This window comes from Bacteroides sp. MSK.20.12, from assembly GCF_019052435.1.
GTDB lineage: Bacteria > Bacteroidota > Bacteroidia > Bacteroidales > Bacteroidaceae > Bacteroides > Bacteroides xylanisolvens.
The window spans coordinates 137,820-160,828 of record NZ_JAHQVH010000003.1 but is presented as its reverse complement, the minus strand read 5'-3'; the positions used below and the strand labels follow the sequence as shown (position 1 = coordinate 160,828).

The following is a 23,009-nucleotide window of genomic DNA, read 5'->3' as shown; positions in this document are numbered from 1 at the left end:
CAATTATTATGAGAAACTACTATTTAACTCTGTTACTAATATGCATTTGCGGCCTTTGCTTTGCACAGCAACAGACCAATGACATCAGTACTAAAAATCCGCCAAACAAAGAATGGAACTTCAACAATCTGGATGGATGGAAATACGGACATCAGGATAACAACCCGGATAATCAATGCATATTAGAGAATGGTTACTTACGGATCTTTACACGGGCTAACTCGGTGGATCGGAAAAAGGTTCACACTGTAGAACGGATTTATACAACAGGAAGATATACCTGGCGTACTCATATCCCGCAAATGGGAATAGGAGATCAATGTAGCGTGGGTTCGTGGATATACCATGACGACCAACATGAATTGGATTTTGAAGTCGGATATGGTAAAGATACAGTTCGCAAGGAGTTAAATGCAACTCCCGACGAAATGATTGCTTATATGACATCGCAGGCATATCCTTTTTCTTCCGTTCCTGTAGTAATCAAGACCGGATGGCATCTGTTCGAAATTGATCTGACATTAAAAAACGGGAACTATTACATCACCTGGTTAATAGACAACGAGCCCAAACATGAACTTCAACTGGAATTTGGGAAAGACATTGCATTCCATATTTTTTGCAGTGTAGAGAATCTTAAATTTATTGGAGACCAACCGGCACAGCAGGAAAATTCCGGATTGTTTGATTTCGTCAGATATACATATCATGACTAAATAAATGAACTTAGCACACATTTCTTAAAATCCCCCCAATTACATACCATGAGAACAACGTTCATTTCACTTTCTCGGATATTCATGAACATTTGTCTCAATGCGCAGGATAGAGCAGTTGATGAAGGTCATGCTCTCTAAATATAAAATAGCCCTCGCTACAAATCTGTAACGGGGGTATTTTTTAGAGGAGTCATTTCTCCTCTTGCTAATGTTTTGTTTATGTGCTTTTTATATCTGAATACATCAATCAGATAATCCCTCTCACTCTATCGTCAAATGCAGAAAGCGCAGCTTTCGCTCCTTCGCCCATAGAGATAATAATTTGCTTATAAGGAACCGTAGAAACATCTCCGGCTGCATAGATACCCGTCACATTCGTACGGCAATGTGCATCAATCATGATTTCGCCCGGACGGTTGGTTTCCACTATGTCGCGGAATACACTGCTATTCGCAGAAAGCCCGATTTGTACAAATACACCATCCAACTCAACCAAACGTTCTTCTTCCGTTTTGCGATCTTTGATGCGCAGGGCAGTCAGTTTATCACCATTTCCTATCACTTCCGTAGTCTGTGAACTTACAAACACTTCCACGTTCGGCAATGATTTAAGTCGATCTTGAAGTACACTGTCTGCTTTCAACTCATCCATAAATTCAAAAACAGTGACTTTGGAGCAGATACCAGCCAAGTCAATGGCTGCCTCAATGCCGGAATTTCCTCCACCTACCACTGCTACATGCTTTCCCTTATAAAACGGCCCATCACAATGAGGGCAGAAAGCAACACCACGACCTATATACTCCGCTTCTCCCGGAACATTCAGTTTACGCCAGCTTGCACCGGTTGCAATAATCAGTGCCGGAGCCAGGAATTTCTCCCCAACAGAGGTAGTGATCTGCTTTTGTTTTCCAATCACTTCTACTTTTTCTACTTTACGATGCTCCAGCAAATCCACCGGATAACGCAACAAGTGAGTTTTCAGATTATCGGCAAGTTCATTTCCTGTCGTTTCCGGAACAGAAATTAGATTCTCAATACCTACCGTTTCTTTCACCTGTCCGCCAATACGCTCGGCCACGATAGCTACACGGAGTCCTTTACGGGCAGAATAAATAGCTGCCGATACTCCTGCAGGTCCTCCACCGGCTACAATCACATCATATTCTTTCACCTCTGCATTCGCTTTGGTTTCGTCAATACCATATTGTTCTTCCAACTTGGCAAGCAATTCGCCAAATTCACCACGGCCTACATGAAGTAATTTTCCATCTGCAAAAACAGAGGGTACTCCTTGTATCTTCAGTGCATCTACTTCGTCCTGATAAAGCGCGCCGTCTACCATTTCATGAGTAATAGCAGGATTCAAAGTGACCATTGCATTCAGAGCCTGCACTACGTCAGGACAGTTCGTACAAGTCAACGAAACATAAGTGGTCAGATGTATCGGACCTTTCAGTGCTTTCACACGGTTGCAAACAGCCTCATCAGGAAAGTTCTTTCCTTTGCCGTCCAGATTCAGGATAGCCAAAAGCAATGACGTGAACTCATGTCCGTTAGGAATACCCCGGAATGTGATTCCGGTACGATCACCATTCCTTAATAAAGTAAACTTCAATGCTTCTCCCTCATTCACCGAGCAAGTGATATGATCGGAACAATCCGCTACATCTCCCAGCAGCTCCAATAATTCTGTTTTGTTTTCGTGGCTGGATGATACGGATATATCAAAAGTAAAATTTGCCTCCAGCCCAGCAAAAATACCCTTTAGTTGTTCTTTTAATGCAGATTCTAACATACCTTTTTTCCTTTCATTTTTTTAAAAGAAAGGCCGGCAGCGTCTCCCGTTACCGGCCTCCCATAATCACCATTATCAAGATCTATCAAATCTTACCTACCAGGTCGATGCTTGGTTTCAAGGTAGACTCACCCTTCTTCCATTTAGCCGGGCAAACTTCTCCGTCATGGCTGGCTACAAACTGTGCAGCTTCCACTTTACGAAGCAATTCACTTGCATCACGGCCAATATTGTTATCATTCAGTTCCACCACTTTAATCTTTCCTTCCGGATTGACAACGAATGTACCGCGATAAGCCATACCTTCTTCTTCGATATATACACCCAGTGCACGGCTCAAAGCGCCAGTCGGGTCTGCCAACATCGGGTATTGAATCTTGCGAATGCTTTCAGAAGCATCATGCCAAGCTTTGTGCACGAAATGAGAGTCAGTACTTACCGAATAGATTTCTACACCCATCGCCTTGAACTGATCGTACTTTTCAGCCATATCCACCAATTCAGTAGGACATACGAAAGTAAAGTCAGCAGGATAAAAGAAAAGAATCGCCCATTTACCTTTCAGGTCATTGTTGGTTACAGTCTTGAAAGCTCCGTTGTGAAAAGCCTGAACGCTGAATTCAGGAAGTTGAGAATTTAAAATTGGTTCCATAATCTTTATTGCTTTTATTGTTATTAATTGGTTTGACTTATAACATCAGAAACAATCTTTTGTTTTTTGTTTCTGATGCAAAGATAAAGGCAGAAACCCCGCCTTTTCAAAAAAAGTCCAATCGAATATTTCTATGCTGTGATAGATGAAATTAATAAAAGCATTTTATACCTTTGCGTGCATAAACAAAAAAACTGGAAGTATATACGATTATGAAACATCCTCTAGCTCAATTCCTATATTGCCCCGAATGTGGTTCTCCGCATTTCGAAGTAAATAACGAAAAGTCCAAAAAATGTACAGATTGCGGCTTCGTCTATTACTTTAACCCTTCCGCCGCCACCGTAGCACTCATCTTAAATGAGAAAAACGAATTGCTTGTTTGCCAGCGTGCTAAAGAGCCGGCAAAGGGAACTCTCGACCTTCCCGGAGGGTTTATCGATATGAACGAGACAGGTGAAGAAGGCGTAACCCGTGAAGTACTGGAAGAAACAGGGTTGAAGGTAAAAAAAGCAGTTTACCAGTTTACACTTCCCAATATTTATGTCTATTCAGGTTTTCCTGTACACACACTTGATATGTTTTTTCTGTGCACCGTAGAAGACATGAGCCATTTTTCGGCAATGGATGATGTAGCAGATTCTTTCTTCCTGCCTCTCTCCGAAATTAATCCGGAAGATTTTGGACTGGATTCTATTCGCCGAGGACTTAAAAAGTTTTTATCCGGCAGATAATTCGTTAAAATATAACAAATTACAGAAACATTTCCCCTTTCATTCTGTCTTATATTTTAATGAGCTTTAAATTAATAGCTATTAAAATACGTCATTGAAAGATATATAGTACTTTTGCATAAACACCCGATTATGAAAAAAGAAATTACTAGACTCATTTGTGCTGCCATCTGCTGCACGCCCATTATAGGATTTGCCCAGACAGGTGACAAGTTCACTTCGACTGACAATCTTTATAAAGAAGGAAAAGAACTTTTCCAGGAAAGAAATTATGCAGCTGTTCTGCCGGCATTGAAAGCATTTGTAAAACAAAAGCCTGCAGCCAGCCTTCTTCAAGACGCAGAGTATATGCTAGTCAGTTCGGCTTACGAACTGAAAGACAAAAACCGCATCGAACTCCTCCGCAAATATCTCGACCGTTATCCTGACACTCCTTATGCCAACCGCATTTATGCGCTGTTAGCCTCCTGCTATTTCTACGAAGGAAAATATGATGAAGCACTGGCACTCTTCAACTCTGCCGACCTTGATTTGTTAGGCAATGAAGAACGGGACGACTGCACCTACCAACTGGCTACCTGTTATCTGAAAACCGATAATCTAAGAGAAGCAGCCATCTGGTTTGAAACTTTACGTGCCAACAGCCCCAAATACGCCAAAGATTGTGATTACTATCTTTCCTACATCCGCTATACACAAAAACGTTATAGTGAAGCATTGAAAGGTTTCCTTCCCTTACAGGACGACTCGAAGTACAAAGCACTCGTTCCTTATTATATAGCCGAAATTTATACGCAGCTCAAAAACTATGATAAGGCACAAATTGTAGCACAAAACTACCTGTCAGCCTACCCGAACAACGAGCACGCTGCAGAAATGTACCGTATTCTGGGAGATGCCTATTACCATTTCGGACAATATCACCAAGCCGTAGAAGCATTCAACAATTACTTGAATAAGGATCGCTCGGCTCCCCGCCGGGATGCCCTTTACATGCTAGGACTCTCCTACTACCAAACAAAAGTATACTCCAAAGCAGCCGAAACATTAGGTAAGGTGACAACTGACAACGATGCCCTTACCCAAAACGCATATCTCCACATGGGACTCTCTTATCTGCAACTGGCAGAGAAAAACAAAGCACGCATGGCTTTTGAACAAGCAGCCGCCTCCAATGCCAATATGCAAATCAAGGAACAGGCAGCTTACAATTACGCTCTTTGCCTGCACGAGACTTCTTTCTCCGCTTTCGGTGAATCAGTTACTGCCTTCGAGAAATTCCTGAATGAATTTCCGACTTCTCCATACGCTGAAAAAGTCAGCAGCTACCTAGTAGAAGTTTACATGAATACACGTAGCTACGATGCAGCTTTGAAATCAATCGACCGGATTGCCAAACCAAGCGCACAAATATTGGAAGCCAAACAGAAGATACTGTTCCAATTGGGAACTCAATCTTTCGCTAACGCCGACTTCGAACAAGCTCTGAAATATCTAAACCAATCCATTGCCATCGGACAATACAATCGTCAAACCAAGGCAGACGCTTACTATTGGTGTGGAGAATCCTATTACCGTTTAAACCGAATGGTAGAAGCCGCACGTGATTTTAATGCTTATCTGCAACTCACCACCCAACCCAATAACGAAATGTATGCGCTTGCCAATTATAACTTAGGGTATATCGCTTTCCACCGAAAAGACTATATGCAAGCAAACAATTACTTCCAAAAATACATTCAACTGGAGAAAGGTGAAAATGCAACCGCACTTGCCGATGCATACAATCGTATTGGTGACTGCCACCTGCATGTACGTAACTTTGAAGAAGCCAAACAGTATTATTCGCAAGCCGAACAGATGAATACTTCTTCCGGAGACTATTCTTTCTATCAGCTGGCTCTTGTATCCGGTCTACAGAAAGACTATACCGGTAAGATTACCTTGCTGAACCGTCTGGTAGGAAAGTACCCTGCTTCTCCTTATGCCGTAAACGCTATTTACGAGAAAGGGCGTTCCTATGTTCTCATGGATAACAACAACCAAGCCATTACTTCTTTCAAAGAATTGCTTACTAAATATCCTGAAAGTCCGGTCAGCAGGAAAGCTGCCGCCGAAATCGGATTATTATATTACCAAAAAGGAGATTATAACCAAGCAATCGAAGCCTACAAGCAGGTTATCGAAAAATATCCGGGCAGTGAAGAAGCACGCCTTGCCATGCGTGATTTGAAATCTATTTATGTAGACCTCAACCGTATCGACGAATTTGCTGCTTTAGCAAATGCCATGCCGGGACACATCCGTTTCGATGCTAACGAACAAGACTCGCTTACGTATGCCGCCGCAGAAAAGATTTATGCACGAGGCAGAATGGAAGAAGCCAAAACAAGCCTCAACAAATACCTGCAAACTTTCCCGGAAGGAGCTTTCAGCCTGAACGCACATTATTATCTCTGCCTGATCGGAAACGAGCAGAAGAATTATGATATGATTCTTCTCCATTCCGGTAAGTTGTTGGAATATCCAAACAATCCGTTTGCAGAAGAAGCATTGATCTTGCGTGCTGAAGTGCAATTCAACCAGCAAAATATGGCTGAAGCATTAGCTAGCTACAAAATGCTGAAAGAAAAAGCAACCAACGTAGAGCGCCGCCAACTTGCTGAAACGGGTATTCTGCGTTGCGCCTTCCTATTGCGAGATGACATAGAAACCATCCATGCAGCTACCGACCTGCTTGCAGAAGCCAAACTTAGTCCGGAGCTAAGAAATGAAGCTCTTTATTACCGTGCTAAAGCCTACACCAAGCAAAAGGCTGACAAGAAAGCAATGGAAGACTATCGTGAACTGGCCAAAGACACACGTAACTCTTACGGTGCCGAAGCTAAATATCAGGTTGCACAATCCCTCTACGACGCAAAAGAATATGCCGCTGCAGAGAAAGAGTTGCTCAACTATATAGAACAGAGTACGCCACATGCTTATTGGCTAGCGCGCAGTTTTATCCTTCTATCCGACGTCTATCATGCTACGGGTAAAGACCTGGACGCACGCCAATATCTGCTAAGTCTGCAACAAAATTATCAAGGGAATGACGATATTGAAAGCATGATTGAAAGCAGACTTAGTAAATTGAAAGTTGAGAATTGAGAATAAAAAAATAGAAAAGTATGAAACGATCTCATTATATAATAGGAGGACTCGCATTGGCAATCTCAATGCCATCCTGCCTTCAAGCCCAAACCACCCAACCGAAGGATACAACAATGACCCGCACGGTCGTTGTGGAACAAGAATATAACCCGGACATTATGGACGCTTCGAAAGTAAACGTCCTGCCTAAAGTAGAAGAACCGACAGTGAGCAAGAAAGAAGTAGAGTATGCTACAACATTCTTTCCGGCTACTTCCGTTCCGGCAGGCCTGATGCGCCCCTATACCGGAAAAGAAGTTCAACCCGGCACTACCCCGGGATATGTACGTGCCGGATATGGTAATTATGGCAATTTGGATATTCTTGCCAATTATCTATTCCGTCTGTCGCAGAAAGACAAATTGAATGTACGTTTCCAAATGGATGGAATGGATGGTAAACTAACGCTTCCTTTCACAGACTCCGAAAAATGGAATGCATTTTATTATCGCACACGCGCTAATGTGGATTACACGCATCAATTTGATAAGTTGGATTTAAATATTGCCGGAAATTTCAGATTGAGCAACTTCAACTTCCAACCGGAAAGCGTAAACAGCAAGCAGAAATTCACATCCGGTGACTTCCATGCGGGCATTCATTTCACTGATGAGACTGCACCACTGCGTTTCAACGCAGAAACAAATCTGTTGATGTATGAACGTCAGCACAACATGTTCAATGAATCTGAAGCCAATACAGGTATCAAGGAAACAATCATACGCACTAAAGGCGATGTCACGGGAGCTATCGGCGACCAACAATTAATAACTATCGCTTTGGAAATGAACAATCTTCTCTACAACGGATATACAAAGAATGTTTCCACCGGAGATAAATACTTCAAAAACTACACAACGCTTCTTTTAAATCCATATTACGAACTGGATAATGATGACTGGAAATTGCATATCGGAGCCAATGTAGATTTATCTTTCGGATTTGATAAGTCTTTCCGTATTTCACCCGATATCACTGCACAGTATATTTTTTCTGATAGCTACATTGTTTATGCAAAAGCAACCGGCGGTAAGCAATTGAATGATTTCCGCAGATTAGAAAGTATCTGTCCTTACGGTGAACTGCCGGAGGCAAATACCACTGCCACTTTGGGATACGTACAACGTCCTTATGATACTTACGAGCAAATCAACGGTAGTATCGGATTCAAAGCAAGCCCTTATCCGGGACTTTGGTTCAACGTGTTCGGTGGTTATCAGAATCTAAAGAACGACTTATCTTATTTAGGTTTTGACCCAAGTAATATTCATTCAGGTTCTTATCTTTCTTTTGCTCAAGACAATACAGACAATCTTTACCTTGGAGGTGAAATCAGTTACGATTACAAAGATATCCTTGGAATATCAGCTAAATATACTTACCGTAATTGGGACAGCAAAACAGAGGAATATCTGTTGGCTGTGAAACCAGTCAGTGAAATGTCTTTCAATGTACGTATTCATCCGATCTCTGCTCTTAACATAAATCTAGGTTATGATTACATCAACCGGAAAGAAGTGAAAGAGTATGCAAAAATGACCGCAATTAATGATTTGCATATCGGAGCCAGCTATAATGTATTCAAAGGAGTATCTGTTTATGCGCAAGTACATAACCTGCTGAACAAGAAATATCAATATTATTTAGGTTATCCTACGGAAGGATTCAATTTCTTAGGAGGATTGAGTTTCCGATTCTAAATTAATGAAAGGGGCGTTTCCATTTCCGGATAACGCCCCTTCTCAAAAACTTAAACTTCAATTATTTTGTTGTCTTCACTACAAATCCGTAATAGATTTACAAACCTTGTATTTCTTCTGCCGACAGACCTGTTATCTGTGAAATAGTATTAATAGGAATATTCAAAGCCTTCATATTACGTGCTGTTTCTCTTTTTTCTTCCGCACGTCCTTCTGCACGTCCTTCTGCACGACCTTCTACACGCCCTGCTGCGCGACCTTCCGCGCGCCCCTCTGCACGTTCTGTCAATATATTATCTTTCAATATTACAATATTATCCAAATGACGATAATATGCTTCAAGTTCAGTTTTCGTCATTTTATCGAGTTTCAATCGTTCACGGGCCTCCGTCAAACCGGGAGCAGTAGCACTATCTGGTATATCACCTGTATTCAGATAACAAATCCATTCTTCCAACGGACTCTTGGCAACCTGATTAAAGTCATTCACCTTTAATATATAATATTCAGGATAAAGCTGACTGACAGCATCGACCTTAAACGTCTGTTTCTGAAATGGAGTCAACTCCAGCACATCATTCTGATGAATCCCTCTAAACTCCGTTTTACCATGATATACTATATCCTTTCCATTGCCTAATGAAAAATAGACAATATTGACGCTATACACTTTACGTACTTTATCATAACCTTCTCCACGATTGATGTACTCGGTCACCAATTTAGAAGTACCAAACAACATACGTTGGAAATAAGCATACTCATTATTATTCTGAACTTCAATCAGAATAAGTTCTCCTTTAGAGTTCTCCGCAAGCATATCAACACGATTATACTTATCAAACTCATCTTCTTGATTTCCTTCACTTTCCAATAATTTCTGAATGACAATCTTTTCATTGAGAAGAGTAGTCAGAAAGCCTTCAAGAACTGCAAAATTGGCTTTATTACGCAATAAGCGTTTCATAGCCCAATCGAAACGAATATAATTACTGGCCATAGGTTCGTCTCCTTTCCCATTTTCTTTTTTCATGCAAACAAAGGTAAGCAGAAAATGTTTAATATCAAGTATATATATCCGATAAAATGACTCATCCTACCTTTATATAGACTACCGATCGTCCCGCTCCATACTTTTTTAAAATCCCTTTTTCAATAAATGCATTAATATCCTGCAATGCCTGTGTTTTTGTCTTTCCAACAAGTAAGGCATAATCCTGCCGATTAATACACGGATTCTTTTCCAAGAATTTATTTAATCGCTGCAAGCATTTTTCTTCTGCTAATGGATTCTTCACACGAAAAGGCGAATGATAACGTTGTAATACCAATTCAGTCTCAATATCCTTCTTAAACTGACGGTTGATTCTCAAATTAATATCTTTAAGAGATACTGACGGTGAACGCAAGTCTTTTGAATCAGTCACTTCTTTGTTCACATTCAAAGAAAGAGTAAAATAACCAATATCACCCAATTCAACGGAAAATCCCTTCAAAAGCAAATGTCTTAGTTCTTTCGAGATAGCTTCTATGACACCTACCACTTGCGCATGAGGCATATGCTGAAATGCAGTCACTTGTTCTACAAATTCTTCGGCTGTATAACTGCCTTTCAAAACGACACGTGCATGCAGTGGTAGTTCTTCTCCACTCTTATCAGGGTTGGGAGTCTCATAAAGATCATAATTAACACTCATTACTTATTAGTTTTTCATTGGAAAAGATTAATTTCTCTCTTCCAATATATTATTTATTCAATTTACTATTCAATTTCCGTTTGACAGTTGTCAAGCGATAGCTCAACAGTTGTCAGGCGTTCGTTTGACAACTGTCAAACGAAAACTAACTTACTAATGAGACAAATGTACGTAGAATATAGAGAAACTAACCTATACCAATTGATATTTTATTTCCTGCAATAAAATGTAAATCTTAAGATTTTATTAAATTCTCCTTATAATATAAGGTAGGGAGAATCTTTTTTTTTACTTTTGTCCCCGAATATTGTGGTACAAGCCATTATAAAAGAAAGAATTATGCAGAAAAACCTTGTCATTGTCGAGTCTCCGGCAAAAGCAAAAACGATTGAAAAGTTTCTGGGGAAAGATTTCAAAGTCCTTTCTAGTTACGGACACATACGCGATCTGAAGAAAAAAGATTTCAGTATCGACGTAAATAATGATTTTGAACCCAGCTACGAAATCCCGGCAGACAAAAAGGCGCTGGTTAGCACACTAAAGACAGAAGCTAAAGAGGCAGAAACCGTATGGCTCGCATCCGATGAGGACCGCGAGGGAGAGGCGATTGCCTGGCATCTGTATGAGGTCTTAAAACTAAAACCGGAAAACACAAAACGAATCGTATTTCATGAAATTACGAAGAGCGCTATCTTAAAAGCTATTGAACAACCACGCGACATTGACCTCAACCTCGTAAATGCACAGCAAGCACGACGGATTCTGGACCGTATCGTAGGTTTCGAACTCTCTCCCGTACTTTGGAGAAAAGTGAAACCGGCACTCTCTGCCGGACGTGTTCAGTCTGTTGCCGTCCGTCTGATCGTTGAACGTGAACGTGAAATACATGCCTTCAAAACGGAAGCTGCTTATCGCGTCACTGCCGTATTCCTCGTCCCGGACGCGGATGGAAAGCTGGTGGAAATGAAAGCCGAACTAGCTCGCCGTATCAAAACAAAAAAAGAAGCAAAGGCTTTCCTCGACGCTTGTCAGGGAGCGAGCTTTACAATCGATGATATTACCACCCGCCCGATCAAGAAAACGCCTCCTGCTCCGTTCACTACGTCTACTTTACAACAGGAAGCCGCACGCAAATTGGGATATACCGTAGCGCAGACCATGATGCTCGCGCAGCGTTTATACGAATCGGGATTCATCACTTACATGCGTACGGACTCTGTCAACCTCTCGGAATTTGCAACGGCTGGCAGTAAAGACGCTATCATCAAAATGATGGGCGACCGCTACGTACATCCCCGCCATTTCGAGACCAAGACCAAGGGTGCACAAGAAGCTCACGAGGCCATCCGCCCTACTTATATAGAGAACCAATCCGTTGAAGGAACAGCGCAAGAGAAGAAACTGTATGACTTGATCTGGAAACGCACCATTGCTTCACAAATGGCAGATGCGGAACTGGAAAAGACAACTGCTACCATAACGATAAGTGGCAGCAGCGACGTATTTACAGCTATCGGCGAGGTGATTAAGTTCGACGGTTTCCTGCGTGTGTACCGTGAGTCTTATGATGACGACAACGAACAGGAAGATGAAAGCCACCTGCTTCCTCCTTTGAAGAAAGGCCAGAAGTTGGAACATGGCCCTATCATCGCAACCGAACGTTTCACTCAACGCCCTCCACGCTACACGGAAGCAAGTCTTGTACGCAAGTTGGAAGAACTGGGCATCGGACGCCCATCTACGTATGCGCCTACCATCTCTACCATCCAACAACGTGAATATGTGGAGAAGGGCAATAAAGACGGTGAAGAACGTCAGTTTAATGTCATGACATTAAAGGATCATCAGATTAAAGACGAAAGTCATACTGAAATTACCGGCGCAGAAAAGGCTAAATTACTACCAACGGATATTGGCACTGTGGTAAATGATTTCCTTACCGAATATTTCCCGGACATTCTGGATTTCAACTTTACCGCCAGCGTAGAAAAGGAATTTGACGAAATTGCAGAAGGAGAAGTAAAGTGGACTTCTATCATGAAGAATTTCTATGATAAGTTCCACCCGTCTGTAGAAAGCACGTTGGCTATCAAGACGGAACATAAAGTAGGCGAACGCATCCTGGGAGAAGACCCGGAGACAGGAAAACCCATTTCCGTTAAGATTGGCCGTTTCGGTCCTGTTGTACAGATTGGTACTGTAGAAGATGAAGAAAAGCCACGCTTTGCACAAATGAAGAAGGGTCAATCCATGGAAACCATTACATTGGAAGAAGCACTGGAATTATTCAAATTACCTCGTACATTGGGCGAATATGAAGGAAAGACAGTCAGTGTCGGTGTAGGCCGTTTCGGTCCGTATATCCTGCATAATAAGGTATATGTATCGCTCCCTAAAGGACTCGACCCGATGGAAGTTACTTTAGAAGAGGCGGAACAACTCATTTTAGACAAACGCCAGAAAGAAGTGGAACGCCACATCAAGAAGTTTGAAGAGGAACCGGAACTCGAGATTTTGAACGGACGCTATGGACCTTATATTACCTATAAAGGTTCCAATTATAAAATCCCCAAAGATATTGTCCCACAGGATTTAACGCTGAAAAGTTGTCTCGACTTAATCAAGCTTCAAGACGAAAAAGGAGCGAATCCAGCACCAAAAAAGAAGTTTTCGAAAAAGAAGTAAGAAAATAAAATAAGAATGATGGCAGATATATAAATCTTTTTATATATTTGCCATTTATTTTACTTATTTTCAAAAACTTATGAGACAAACAATATTTGTAAAAACATTAATGGGTCTATTTTGTGCCCCATTAATATGTGGTTGTGTAGACGACCAGCGTGATTTATTTCAAGAGCCGGAAAAACTTCCCAAAGAAAGCTTTTTTGATTTCAACATGAACCAGAATCTGGCTATAGACATTGACTATGGCTTCAAGGAAGATTATGTGGTTCTTTTTGAAATTTATGATCAAGACCCGATTGAAGTAAATGATAAAGATGGTAGCTGGAAGAAAAAAGACATAGAACCTTTCTACCGTGCCGCCACCAGCAAAAAGGGAACGTTCAATGAAGATGGAATAACTATACGGGCAGATATTTCAGAAGTATGGTTATCATCCGACTATTTAGGTGCAGCATCGCCTGTAAAACTCACAATTGGCGAAGGCCACCGTATTTCTTTCAACCAAAATGAGTATATTCAATCTCTACTCGCAAAAGCATCAACACCCGTCAGCAGAGGAGTGACAACCAATCAGCATCAATATCAGGATGACTGGATGCTTCTACCCAATGTAGACTGGAACGACAACGGACGTCCCAATAACTTATCTGCAGAAAAAAACATTCCGCCTGCCAGCGTACTTTATAATATAAAAAACGTTTTTAGAAAAACGGACGGGAAAAGCATTCGTGACAACTATCCCGAATTCTTTAACGGAAAAATGATATCAGACATCCCTATCACTAAAGAAACCGAAGTAAGTCTTGTATTTGTCAATAGTACTGCCGCTTGGTACAACACTGTGGGATATTACACTTATCCTACTGGCGAAACACCAACTCTGGAAAATATCCAAAAGGTACTGGCATTTCCAAATGCTTCTCCTGTTTATAAAACAGCCGGAGTAGGTGCTTTAGTTTGTGGCGATGAAGTTAAATTGAAATACTGGAACGAAAAAGAAGGTAAATTTGAAGAAAAATTTCCTGCTGGGATCACTATTGGTTGGTGTCTGCAAGGCATGGGATTCAGAAGCAAGCCTTTAGATGAATACGTTCAAGGTGACCTTGTTCAAGGCATGGGAACCCGATACTCTACTACCATTTTGAACAAAGCGGGAAGTGATGGCATAAAGAGACAAAGAACCGTATCACTGCGAGATACAGAATCCAATCAAATTGTAGCAATAGGATTTGAGGATAATATAGACTTAGATTATTGCGATGCCATTTTCTATATCCATACTTCCGAAAAAAATGCGATTGATGAAGAAGTAGTTCCTCCTTTGCCCGAAGATCCTGAAGTTCCAACTGATGAAGACAACTACACCACTTACTCCGGAATATTGACATTCGAGGACTTATGGCCGGAACAGGGAGATTATGACATGAATGATGTCATGATACGATATAAGAGTAAAGTATATAAATCCATACTGACAAATCGAGTATACAAAATTGTTGATGAATTTACTCCGTTTCACCGAGGAGGTTATTTGATAAACGGCTTTGGCTATCAATTACATAACATCGCTAACAGCGATATTAGTGACGTTTCTATTGAAGGGCCTTCTTATGCCTCCAAATCTCAATATATGCCTGGGAAAACAGAGACCGGCCAATCTCATCCTACAATTTTATTATTTGATAACATGAGGATTTTTGACGGAAAAGAAGAAGCAGACAAAAAGTATACTGTAACAATTCAAGTGAATGATGTAAGCTCAAAAAACGTATTACCACCTTATAATCCGTTTATTTTCGTAGAGTCAGATAAAACCAGAGGTAGAGAAGTGCATTTGGTAAAATATCCCCCTACAGATAAAGCCAATCCATCACTATTAGGCACTGGCAAAGATGTTTCCAGACCTGACGAGGGATTATATTATGTTTCGATAGACTTAATGCCATTTGCTCTCAATATGCCAATTAGCGAATTCCCTATCCCTGAAGAAGGCGTAAGGATAGACGAATCATATCCGAAATTTGCAACATGGGTTAAATCTAATGGGGCACAAGCCAAAGACTGGTACAAATACCCTAAAAAATAACAGTCATCAACAATAATGAAAAGTCAGACTAGGATTAAACTTAGTCTGGCTTTTTCATTTGATCTTAAAACCTTTATCAGGAAATAACATATCAAACACAATCACAAATATAAAAACAGATGTCACCAGGATATTCATTGTCAATAAAGAAATGTGATAAGGCCAGGAAAGCAGTAAAGCTAAAGCAACCACAGCAATAATATGCGATAAAAAGAAGAATACGAATCGGCCTGGTATCCGGATTAAACCGGTTAGTCACCCAAATGGTGTGTTACCACAACATCCAGACAGCAAACCACAAGATGGTTTCTTTCAATAATCCTGCCCAAGTAAGATTATGGAGCAAATAATGTGAAAGCTGCGTGACCGAGAAAACATAGATCAGGTCAAACAGCAGTTCGGAATAAGAGACAGTAGCAGTTTCCGTTTCTCTCTTCCGAAGTAAGGGATGGGGGGAATAAAACATACGGGATTCCTTTTATATATAAAAGAAACCCCGCAGAAGTATATTTTGTTCAGAGAAAGTCTTACATTCTGGAAGGAACCTCAATACCCAGCAAGTTCATTCCCAAACGAACAACTTTGGCTACATTAGCAGACAGAGCGATACGGAATACTTTCACCGCCTCATTCTCTTCACGCAAAATGCTGAAGTCGTGATAGAATTGATTGTATTCTTTCACCAAATCATAGGTATAATTAGCGATAATAGACGGGCTATAATCTTCACCGGCTTGTTTTACAACAGCCGCAAAGTCAGCCACCATCTGAATCAAGCCTTCTTCTTTTTCGCTCAATTCAATGCCAGCCGGAATCTGTTCAGGAATGACAATACCCGATTCTGCCGCTTTCCGGAGCACCGACTGAATACGTGCATAAGTATATTGGATAAATGGCCCTGTATTACCATTGAAGTCGATAGATTCTTTCGGATTGAACGTCATGTTCTTACGGGCATCCACTTTCAGGATGAAATATTTCAAAGCTCCCAGACCAACGATACGGGCAATATCATCCGCTTCTTCCTGTGTCAAACCATCCAGTTTTCCGAGCTCTTGTGAAGTTTCTTTAGCAGTGGAAATCATTTCTTCCATCAAGTCGTCAGCGTCCACCACAGTACCTTCACGGGACTTCATCTTACCTTCCGGCAACTCTACCATTCCGTAAGAGAAGTGTACGAGACTCTTACCCCATTCGAAACCAAGCTTATCAAGCAAAATAGAAAGTACCTGGAAGTGATAGTTCTGCTCGTTACCCACTACATAAATCATTTTATCAATCGGATAATCTGCAAAACGGAGTTTAGCCGTACCTATATCCTGTGTCATATAGACAGAAGTACCGTCACCACGGAGGAGTAATTTGTGGTCCAGTCCTTCGGCAGTCAGGTCAGCCCATACGGAACCATCCTCTTTTTTGAAGAAAAAGCCTTTTTCCAGTCCTTCCATCACCTTCTCTTTTCCTTCGAGGTAGGTGTTGGATTCATAATATATCTTGTCGAAGCTGACACCCATCTTTTTATAGGTTTCGTCGAATCCGGCGTATACCCAGTTGTTCATCATTTCCCACAATCCGCGTACTTCCGGATCGCCGGCTTCCCACTTCACCAACATTTCACGGGCTTCCTGCATCAAAGGAGATGCTGCCTCGGCTTTCGCCTTAGCCTCATCGTCACTCATTCCCTGTGCTGTAAATCCAGCCATCAGTTCTGACAGTTCCGCTTTATAATGTTTATCGAAAGAGACATAATAATCGCCTACCAGATGGTCGCCTTTCTTTCCGGAAGTCTCTGGAGTTTCGCCATTTCCATATTTCTTCCATGCCAGCATGGATTTACAGATATGGATACCACGGTCGTTTACGATATTAGTCTTTACTACCTTGTTGCCGTTGGCAGCTACAATGTTAGCCAATGCGTTACCTAAAAGGTTGTTACGCACGTGTCCCAAGTGAAGCGGTTTATTTGTATTCGGAGAAGAATACTCGATCATTACCAACGGAGAAGTTTCGGTAGCTTTTACCAGACCATATTGCTCGTCAGCCTGAATCTCATTGAGCAGTTCAATCCAGGTAGCCGATGCGATAGTCAGGTTCAGGAAACCTTTTATCACATTAAAGGCAGCTACAGCCGGTTCATTGGCTTTCAGATATTCACCGATCTCCTGTGCCGTCTGTTCCGGTCCTTTTCTCGACATCTTCAGAAAAGGGAACACGACCAGTGTCAAATGTCCTTCAAATTCTTTCTTTGTTTTTTGCATTTGCACCATCTTTTCAGGGACTTCCTGACCGTAGAGTGCTTTCAGTCCGCTGATAACGGACGCTACAAGTTTATCTTCTATCTTCATAATCAAGTTATTTCTTGCGCGCAAAGATACAAAAAAAGGAGACGCATCGCGTCTCCTCTCCTAATTTCTTTCAACTATCTATCTTATTCAACAGCTGCAGATAATTCAGCACCAGCTTTAAATTTAGCTACTTTCTTAGCAGGAATAGTAATAGTTGCCTTTGTAGAAGGGTTAATACCAGTTCTTTCAGCTCTTTCGCTTACAGAGAAAGTACCAAAACCTACGAGAGATACTTTGTCACCAGCTTTCATAGCATTAGTAACTGAAGTGATGAAAGCATCAAGTGCTTTTTTTGCATCGGCTTTGCTCATTTGAGCTTCAGCAGCCATTGCACTAATAAGATCAGACTTATTCATAATACGTAAAATGATTAATTAATATATTTGTTACACAAAAGATTATCCCACAATGGATTGATTCCACAAATATAGCCGAACAAAACAACATATCAAATAAAAACATAAAAAAAACGCAGCAAATTATTGAAAAAGAGCTAATAGGAAGCGTTTTTCATGCTTTAAAACAGAATTTATTCGTACTTTTGCGTCTATTATCTAAATATTCAGAAATTAAAATGATGCCAACTGTAACTAAAAACCTGATAATTATCAATGTACTAGTATTTTTCGGGACAATCGTAGCCCAACGTTACGGCCTGGATTTAACAAATTATCTGGGATTACATTTTTTCCTCGCAAGTGACTTTAATCCGGCACAGCTTATCACTTATATGTTCATGCACGGCGGATTCAGCCACATTTTCTTTAATATGTTTGCAGTTTTCATGTTCGGACCGATTCTCGAACAAACCTGGGGACCCAAACGTTTTCTCTTCTACTATATTCTCTGTGGTATCGGTGCGGGACTTATCCAGGAAGGAGTGCAATATATTCAATATGTGATAGAACTTAGCCAACATACACAAGTGAATTTGATCGGATATGGCGTTATCCCTATGGAGCAATATCTGAACATGATGACCACCGTAGGTGCCTCGGGAGCCGTTTACGCCATTTTGCTGGCATTTGGTATGCTGTTTCCTAACAATCGGTTGTTCATCTTTCCGCTGCCTTTCCCTATCAAAGCGAAGTTCTTCGTGATAGGATATGCCGCAATTGAATTATGGGCAGGGCTTGCCAATAGCGCCGGAGATAATGTCGCTCACTTTGCTCACCTGGGAGGAATGCTATTCGGATTGATCCTGATTTTATATTGGAGAAAAAAAAGCAATAACAATGGGACATATTATAGCTGATTTAAAGGAGACATTCAGAAGAGGAAATATTTTCATCCAACTGATTTATATCAACGTAGGCATCTTTCTGATCGGCACGTTGATTAACGTTTTCCTACGACTTTTTGAGGTAAATACCCCCGATATATTCGGTATATTTGCCTTACCGGCATCCTTTATCGGATTTATTCATCAACCGTGGTCGCTATTTACTTATATGTTTATGCATGCCGGTATCCTGCATATTTTATTCAATATGCTCTGGCTGTATTGGTTCGGAAGTTTGTTTCTCTACTTTTTCTCGGCCAAACATTTAAGAGGGCTATATGTATTGGGAGGTATCTGCGGAGGTTTACTGTATATGATCGCCTACAATGTATTTCCTTTATTCAGTTCGCAAGTGGTAGGCTCAACATTGGTAGGAGCTTCGGCTTCCGTATTAGCCATCGTAACCGCTACGGCTTATCGTGAGCCTAATTACAGGGTGCAACTTTTTCTTTTCGGCGCTATCCGTCTCAAATACCTGGCACTGGTTGTCATCGGAATCGATGTATTATCCATCACTTCAAGTAATGCCGGAGGACATATCGCCCACCTAGGCGGTGCTCTTGCTGGACTTTGGTTTGCTGCCAGCCTAAATAAAGGAACTGATTTGACTTCCTGGATCAACTGGATTCTGGATGGTTTCATCTCCTTGTTTCAGAAGAAAACATGGAAACGGAAACCGAAAATGAAGGTACACTATGGAAACAGTGCCACCGGTCGCGAGAAGGATTATGATTACAATGCCCACAAAAAAGCACAGTCTGATGAAGTGGACCGTATTTTGGAAAAACTAAAAAAATCCGGTTATGACAGTCTGACAACTGAAGAAAAGAAAAGCTTGTTCGACGCAAGCAAAAGATAAAAGAATGGAACATATTGGCAAATTTGTCGCATATCTGATACTTGCTGTCAACGCTCTCTTCGTGGGAACGTTGATATTAAGTGCTTATAGCCCTTACCTTAACCCGAAAATAAACCCACTTGCCTCCAGCTTGGGACTTGCATTTCCGATATTCCTGACGATTAATCTGATTTTTATCGGCTTCTGGGCATTCGTCAACTACCGCTATGCACTCTTGCCTGCCATCGGTTTTCTGATTTGTATTCCGCAGATACGAACTTATATTCCTTTTAACTCCACCACTAAAACCATACCGGAAGGAAGCATCAAAATCCTATCCTATAACGTAATGAGTTTCAACAATCTGGAGAAGAAAGATGGAAAGAACCCTGTATTATCTTATCTTGTAGATAGCAACGCCGATATTATCTGTCTGCAAGAATATAACACCGCTACCAACAAGAAATACCTGACGGAACAGGATATTAAAAAAGCATTGAAAGCCTATCCTTACCAATCCGTCCACCAACAAGGGAAAGGAGATGTGCAACTTGCCTGTTTCTCCAAGTTCCCCATTCTCTCGATACATCCCATCAAATATGAAAGTAATTATAACGGTTCCATGAAATATGTATTGAATGTAAATAACGACACTCTTACATTAATCAACAACCACCTGGAATCCAACAAACTCACCAAAGAAGACAGAGGGATGTATGAGGATATGATTAAAGACCCGAATGCCAAGAAAGTAAAAACCGGACTTAGGCAATTAATCAGAAAACTGGCGGAAGCATCGGCTATCCGGGCTTCACAAGCAGATTCTGTGGCTAAAGCCATTGCAGCATGTAAATATCCGACAACTATCGTATGCGGCGATTTCAACGACGGTTCTATCTCGTATACACATCGCATCCTGACTCAAAAACTAGATGATGCGTTCACACAGTCCGGTAAAGGATTGGGCATTTCCTACAATCAGAACAAGTTCTATTTCCGCATCGACAATATATTGATCAGCCCCAACCTGAAAGCCTACAATTGCACGGTAGACCGGTCTATCAAAGCATCAGACCACTATCCGATTTGGTGCTATATCAGTAAACGATGAGAACTGAAAACTCTAATAAAAAACACTTATGATGATTAAAAAGACACTAACCATTTTAGCAGTAAGTTGTATGATGTACTCCTGTGCTACGAAAACAGAAAGCAATCCTTTCTTTACAGAGTTTCAAACCCAGTACGGTGTTCCTTCTTTCGACAAGATTAAATTGGAGCACTATGAACCCGCCTTCCTGAAAGGGATAGAAGAGCAGAATCAAAACATCGAAGCTATCATCGAAAGTCCGGAAATTCCGACATTTGAAAATACAATTGTAGCTTTGGATAACAGCGCACCTATCTTGGACCGTGTGAGCGCCATTTTCTTCAATATGACAGATGCGGAAACGACTGACTCACTAACCGCACTTTCCATCAAACTGGCACCGGTTCTTTCAGAACATGATGATAATATCTCTCTGAACGAGAAACTGTTTAAGCGCGTGAACGACGTCTATCAAAAGAAGGATTCGCTGAACCTGACATCGGAACAAGAACGTCTGCTGGACAAGACTTATAAAAGATTTGTCCGTTCCGGAGCAAACCTTAATGCCGAAGACCAAACCCGCCTCCGCGAAATCAACAAGGAACTTTCTACACTCGGCATTACTTTCAGCAACAATATACTGAATGAGAATAATGCTTTCAAACTCTTCGTTGACAAAGAAGAAGATCTGGCAGGATTGCCCGAATGGTTCCGCCAAAGCGCCGCTGAAGAAGCAAAAGCAGCCGGACAACCCGGAAAATGGCTATTCACCCTGCATAATGCCAGCCGCCTGCCTTTCCTGCAATATTCAGAAAATCGCCCGCTTCGGGAACAAATATACAAAGCTTACATCAACCGCGGTAACAACAACGACGAAAACGATAACAAGGAAAATATCCGTAAGATCGTTTCTCTCCGTCTGGAAAAAGCTAAATTATTAGGTTTCGACTGCTATGCAAACTTCGTTCTCGACGAAACGATGGCAAAGAACGCCAACAGCGTAATGGATCTTCTGAACAATCTCTGGAGCTATGCACTGCCAAAAGCAAAAGCGGAAGCTACCGAACTTCAGAAATTAATGGATAAGGAAGGCAAAGGAGAAAAACTGGAAGCATGGGATTGGTGGTATTATACCGAAAAACTACGGAAAGAAAAATACAACCTGTCCGAAGAAGATACAAAACCTTACTTCAAGCTGGAGAATGTGCGCAATGGCGCTTTCACTGTAGCCAACAAGCTATATGGTATCACTCTTACCAAGCTCGAAGGTGTCCCTACCTACCATCCTGATGTGGAAGTCTTTGAAGTGAAAGACGCAGACGGTTCGCAACTCGGTATCTTCTACGTCGATTATTTCCCACGCTCCGGAAAAAGTGGCGGCGCATGGATGAGCAACTACCGCGAACAACGCGGAGATACCCGTCCGTTAGTATGCAATGTTTGCAGCTTTACCAAACCGGTAGGCGATACTCCCTCTCTATTAACAATGGATGAAGTAGAAACTTTGTTCCACGAATTTGGGCACGCTCTGCACGGACTGCTGACAAAATGTGAATACAAAGGAACATCAGGCACTAATGTAGTGCGCGATTTTGTAGAACTTCCTTCTCAAATCAATGAACACTGGGCTACTGAACCGGAAGTACTGAAAATGTATGCCAAACATTATCAGACAGGAGAAGTGATACCCGACGAAATCATCGAAAAGATACTGCAACAGAAGACTTTCAATCAGGGCTTCATGACTACCGAATTACTGGCTGCCGCCATCCTCGACATGAACCTGCACACCGTAACAGATGTAAAGAATATAGACATGCTTGCATTCGAAAAAGAAGCCATGGACAAGCTCGGTCTCATCCCCGAAATAGCACCGCGTTATCGCGTGACTTACTTCAATCATATCATTGGTGGTTACGCAGCCGGATACTACAGCTACCTATGGGCCAATGTACTGGATAATGATGCTTTTGAAGCCTTTAAAGAACATGGTATCTTTGATAAAAACACCGCCGACCTCTTCCGTCACAACGTATTGGAGAAGGGCGACAGCGAAGACCCGATGGTGCTTTACCGGAATTTCCGTGGAGCGGAACCAAGCTTGGAACCGCTACTGAAAAACAGAGGAATGAAATAATTCAGTAAAAAAGCCCTTAAACATCAAATATTTGAGGGCTTATTACACATG

16 protein-coding genes and 1 pseudogene are annotated in these 23,009 nt (G+C 41.4%); 10 read left to right on the top strand and 7 right to left on the bottom strand.

Going from position 1 to position 23,009, the window contains the following annotated elements:
- Positions 1 to 8 precede the first annotated feature (8 nt).
- Complete coding sequence (locus tag KTR06_RS02730; protein ID WP_049701303.1) at positions 9 to 716, top strand: hypothetical protein; 708 nt, start codon at positions 9 to 11, stop codon at positions 714 to 716.
- A 250-nt stretch (positions 717 to 966) separates the two neighbouring features.
- Here KTR06_RS02730 and ahpF read toward each other — a convergent pair whose 3' ends face one another.
- Together ahpF and ahpC are read right to left on the bottom strand one after the other, a co-directional pair.
- Entirely contained in the window at positions 967 to 2,517 is a 1,551-nt protein-coding gene (gene ahpF / locus KTR06_RS02725) for an alkyl hydroperoxide reductase subunit F (protein ID WP_120067280.1), read from the bottom strand.
- A gap of 85 nt (positions 2,518 to 2,602) precedes the next feature.
- Entirely contained in the window at positions 2,603 to 3,169 is a 567-nt protein-coding gene (ahpC, locus tag KTR06_RS02720) for an alkyl hydroperoxide reductase subunit C (RefSeq protein ID WP_004307892.1), read from the bottom strand.
- A gap of 212 nt (positions 3,170 to 3,381) precedes the next feature.
- On the opposite strand from ahpC, the gene KTR06_RS02715 reads away from it, so the two are divergent.
- The 3 genes from KTR06_RS02715 (at position 3,382) to KTR06_RS02705 (ending at position 8,795) form a co-directional block, all read left to right on the top strand.
- Entirely contained in the window at positions 3,382 to 3,903 is a 522-nt protein-coding gene (locus tag KTR06_RS02715) for an NUDIX domain-containing protein (protein ID WP_120067281.1), read from the top strand.
- A 132-nt stretch (positions 3,904 to 4,035) separates the two neighbouring features.
- Complete coding sequence (locus KTR06_RS02710; RefSeq protein ID WP_120067282.1) at positions 4,036 to 7,053, top strand: tetratricopeptide repeat protein; 3,018 nt, start codon at positions 4,036 to 4,038, stop codon at positions 7,051 to 7,053.
- Positions 7,054 to 7,073: 20 nt separating this feature from the next.
- On the top strand, positions 7,074 to 8,795 hold the full coding sequence (locus KTR06_RS02705; RefSeq protein ID WP_120067283.1) for a TonB-dependent receptor: 1,722 nt from the start codon (positions 7,074 to 7,076) through the stop codon (positions 8,793 to 8,795).
- 97 nt (positions 8,796 to 8,892) lie between these two features.
- Here the strand turns inward: KTR06_RS02705 and KTR06_RS02700 are convergent, their stop codons facing one another.
- Together KTR06_RS02700 and KTR06_RS02695 are read right to left on the bottom strand one after the other, a co-directional pair.
- A complete protein-coding gene (locus KTR06_RS02700; protein WP_217289941.1) occupies positions 8,893 to 9,828 on the bottom strand; it encodes an Rpn family recombination-promoting nuclease/putative transposase in 936 nt (311 codons plus the stop codon).
- A 58-nt stretch (positions 9,829 to 9,886) separates the two neighbouring features.
- Positions 9,887 to 10,492, bottom strand: coding sequence for a DsbA family protein (locus KTR06_RS02695; protein WP_004323869.1), 606 nt, complete (start codon positions 10,490 to 10,492; stop codon positions 9,887 to 9,889).
- Between the two features lie 339 nt (positions 10,493 to 10,831).
- Between KTR06_RS02695 and topA the strand changes: the two genes are divergently transcribed.
- Both topA and KTR06_RS02685 read left to right on the top strand, forming a co-directional pair.
- Positions 10,832 to 13,177, top strand: a complete 2,346-nt coding sequence (gene topA / locus KTR06_RS02690) for a type I DNA topoisomerase (RefSeq protein WP_120067285.1) — start codon at positions 10,832 to 10,834, stop codon at positions 13,175 to 13,177.
- Positions 13,178 to 13,256: 79 nt separating this feature from the next.
- On the top strand, positions 13,257 to 15,266 hold the full coding sequence (locus KTR06_RS02685) for an LruC domain-containing protein (RefSeq protein WP_120067286.1): 2,010 nt from the start codon (positions 13,257 to 13,259) through the stop codon (positions 15,264 to 15,266).
- Between the two features lie 202 nt (positions 15,267 to 15,468).
- Here KTR06_RS02685 and KTR06_RS02680 read toward each other — a convergent pair.
- The 3 genes and pseudogenes from KTR06_RS02680 to KTR06_RS02670 all read right to left on the bottom strand — a co-directional run.
- A pseudogene (locus KTR06_RS02680) lies at positions 15,469 to 15,732 on the bottom strand (low temperature requirement protein A); the annotation flags it as partial.
- Positions 15,733 to 15,793: 61 nt separating this feature from the next.
- Positions 15,794 to 17,611, bottom strand: coding sequence for an arginine--tRNA ligase (argS, locus tag KTR06_RS02675; RefSeq protein WP_120067287.1), 1,818 nt, complete (start codon positions 17,609 to 17,611; stop codon positions 15,794 to 15,796).
- Between the two features lie 83 nt (positions 17,612 to 17,694).
- Positions 17,695 to 17,967 carry an HU family DNA-binding protein gene (locus KTR06_RS02670; RefSeq protein WP_004296482.1) on the bottom strand — a complete coding sequence of 91 codons (273 nt, stop codon included), beginning with the start codon at positions 17,965 to 17,967 and terminating at the stop codon, positions 17,695 to 17,697.
- A 221-nt stretch (positions 17,968 to 18,188) separates the two neighbouring features.
- On the opposite strand from KTR06_RS02670, the gene KTR06_RS02665 reads away from it, so the two are divergent.
- The 4 genes from KTR06_RS02665 to KTR06_RS02650 are packed head-to-tail and all read left to right on the top strand — an operon-like array spanning position 18,189 to position 22,958.
- The gene (locus tag KTR06_RS02665) at positions 18,189 to 18,866 is read left to right on the top strand and encodes a rhomboid family intramembrane serine protease (protein ID WP_049701323.1); all 678 of its coding nucleotides are present in this window, start codon (positions 18,189 to 18,191) and stop codon (positions 18,864 to 18,866) included.
- The gene (locus KTR06_RS02660) at positions 18,847 to 19,752 is read left to right on the top strand and encodes a rhomboid family intramembrane serine protease (protein ID WP_049701324.1); all 906 of its coding nucleotides are present in this window, start codon (positions 18,847 to 18,849) and stop codon (positions 19,750 to 19,752) included. The genes KTR06_RS02665 and KTR06_RS02660 overlap by 20 nt, the downstream gene beginning before the upstream one ends.
- Positions 19,753 to 19,756: 4 nt before the next feature.
- A complete protein-coding gene (locus tag KTR06_RS02655; protein WP_004317192.1) occupies positions 19,757 to 20,842 on the top strand; it encodes an endonuclease/exonuclease/phosphatase family protein in 1,086 nt (361 codons plus the stop codon).
- A gap of 31 nt (positions 20,843 to 20,873) precedes the next feature.
- Positions 20,874 to 22,958, top strand: a complete 2,085-nt coding sequence (locus KTR06_RS02650; protein WP_217289953.1) for a M3 family metallopeptidase — start codon at positions 20,874 to 20,876, stop codon at positions 22,956 to 22,958.
- Positions 22,959 to 23,009: the final 51 nt, after the last annotated feature.

Excerpts from the sequence above, each read along its gene's own strand:
- topA (WP_120067285.1), top strand. The coding sequence starts at position 10,832 with ATGCAGAAAAACCTTGTCATTGTCGAGTCTCCGGCAAAAGCAAAAACG.
- KTR06_RS02665 (WP_049701323.1), top strand. The coding sequence starts at position 18,189 with ATGCCAACTGTAACTAAAAACCTGATAATTATCAATGTACTAGTATTT.
- KTR06_RS02705 (WP_120067283.1), top strand. The coding sequence starts at position 7,074 with ATGAAACGATCTCATTATATAATAGGAGGACTCGCATTGGCAATCTCA.
- ahpF (WP_120067280.1), bottom strand. The coding sequence starts at position 2,517 with ATGTTAGAATCTGCATTAAAAGAACAACTAAAGGGTATTTTTGCTGGG.
- KTR06_RS02650 (WP_217289953.1), top strand. The coding sequence starts at position 20,874 with ATGATTAAAAAGACACTAACCATTTTAGCAGTAAGTTGTATGATGTAC.
- KTR06_RS02685 (WP_120067286.1), top strand. The coding sequence starts at position 13,257 with ATGAGACAAACAATATTTGTAAAAACATTAATGGGTCTATTTTGTGCC.
- KTR06_RS02695 (WP_004323869.1), bottom strand. The coding sequence starts at position 10,492 with ATGAGTGTTAATTATGATCTTTATGAGACTCCCAACCCTGATAAGAGT.
- KTR06_RS02730 (WP_049701303.1), top strand. The coding sequence starts at position 9 with ATGAGAAACTACTATTTAACTCTGTTACTAATATGCATTTGCGGCCTT.
- KTR06_RS02715 (WP_120067281.1), top strand. The coding sequence starts at position 3,382 with ATGAAACATCCTCTAGCTCAATTCCTATATTGCCCCGAATGTGGTTCT.
- argS (WP_120067287.1), bottom strand. The coding sequence starts at position 17,611 with ATGAAGATAGAAGATAAACTTGTAGCGTCCGTTATCAGCGGACTGAAA.
- KTR06_RS02700 (WP_217289941.1), bottom strand. The coding sequence starts at position 9,828 with ATGAAAAAAGAAAATGGGAAAGGAGACGAACCTATGGCCAGTAATTAT.
- KTR06_RS02660 (WP_049701324.1), top strand. The coding sequence starts at position 18,847 with ATGGGACATATTATAGCTGATTTAAAGGAGACATTCAGAAGAGGAAAT.
- ahpC (WP_004307892.1), bottom strand. The coding sequence starts at position 3,169 with ATGGAACCAATTTTAAATTCTCAACTTCCTGAATTCAGCGTTCAGGCT.
- KTR06_RS02670 (WP_004296482.1), bottom strand. The coding sequence starts at position 17,967 with ATGAATAAGTCTGATCTTATTAGTGCAATGGCTGCTGAAGCTCAAATG.
- KTR06_RS02655 (WP_004317192.1), top strand. The coding sequence starts at position 19,757 with ATGGAACATATTGGCAAATTTGTCGCATATCTGATACTTGCTGTCAAC.
- KTR06_RS02710 (WP_120067282.1), top strand. The coding sequence starts at position 4,036 with ATGAAAAAAGAAATTACTAGACTCATTTGTGCTGCCATCTGCTGCACG.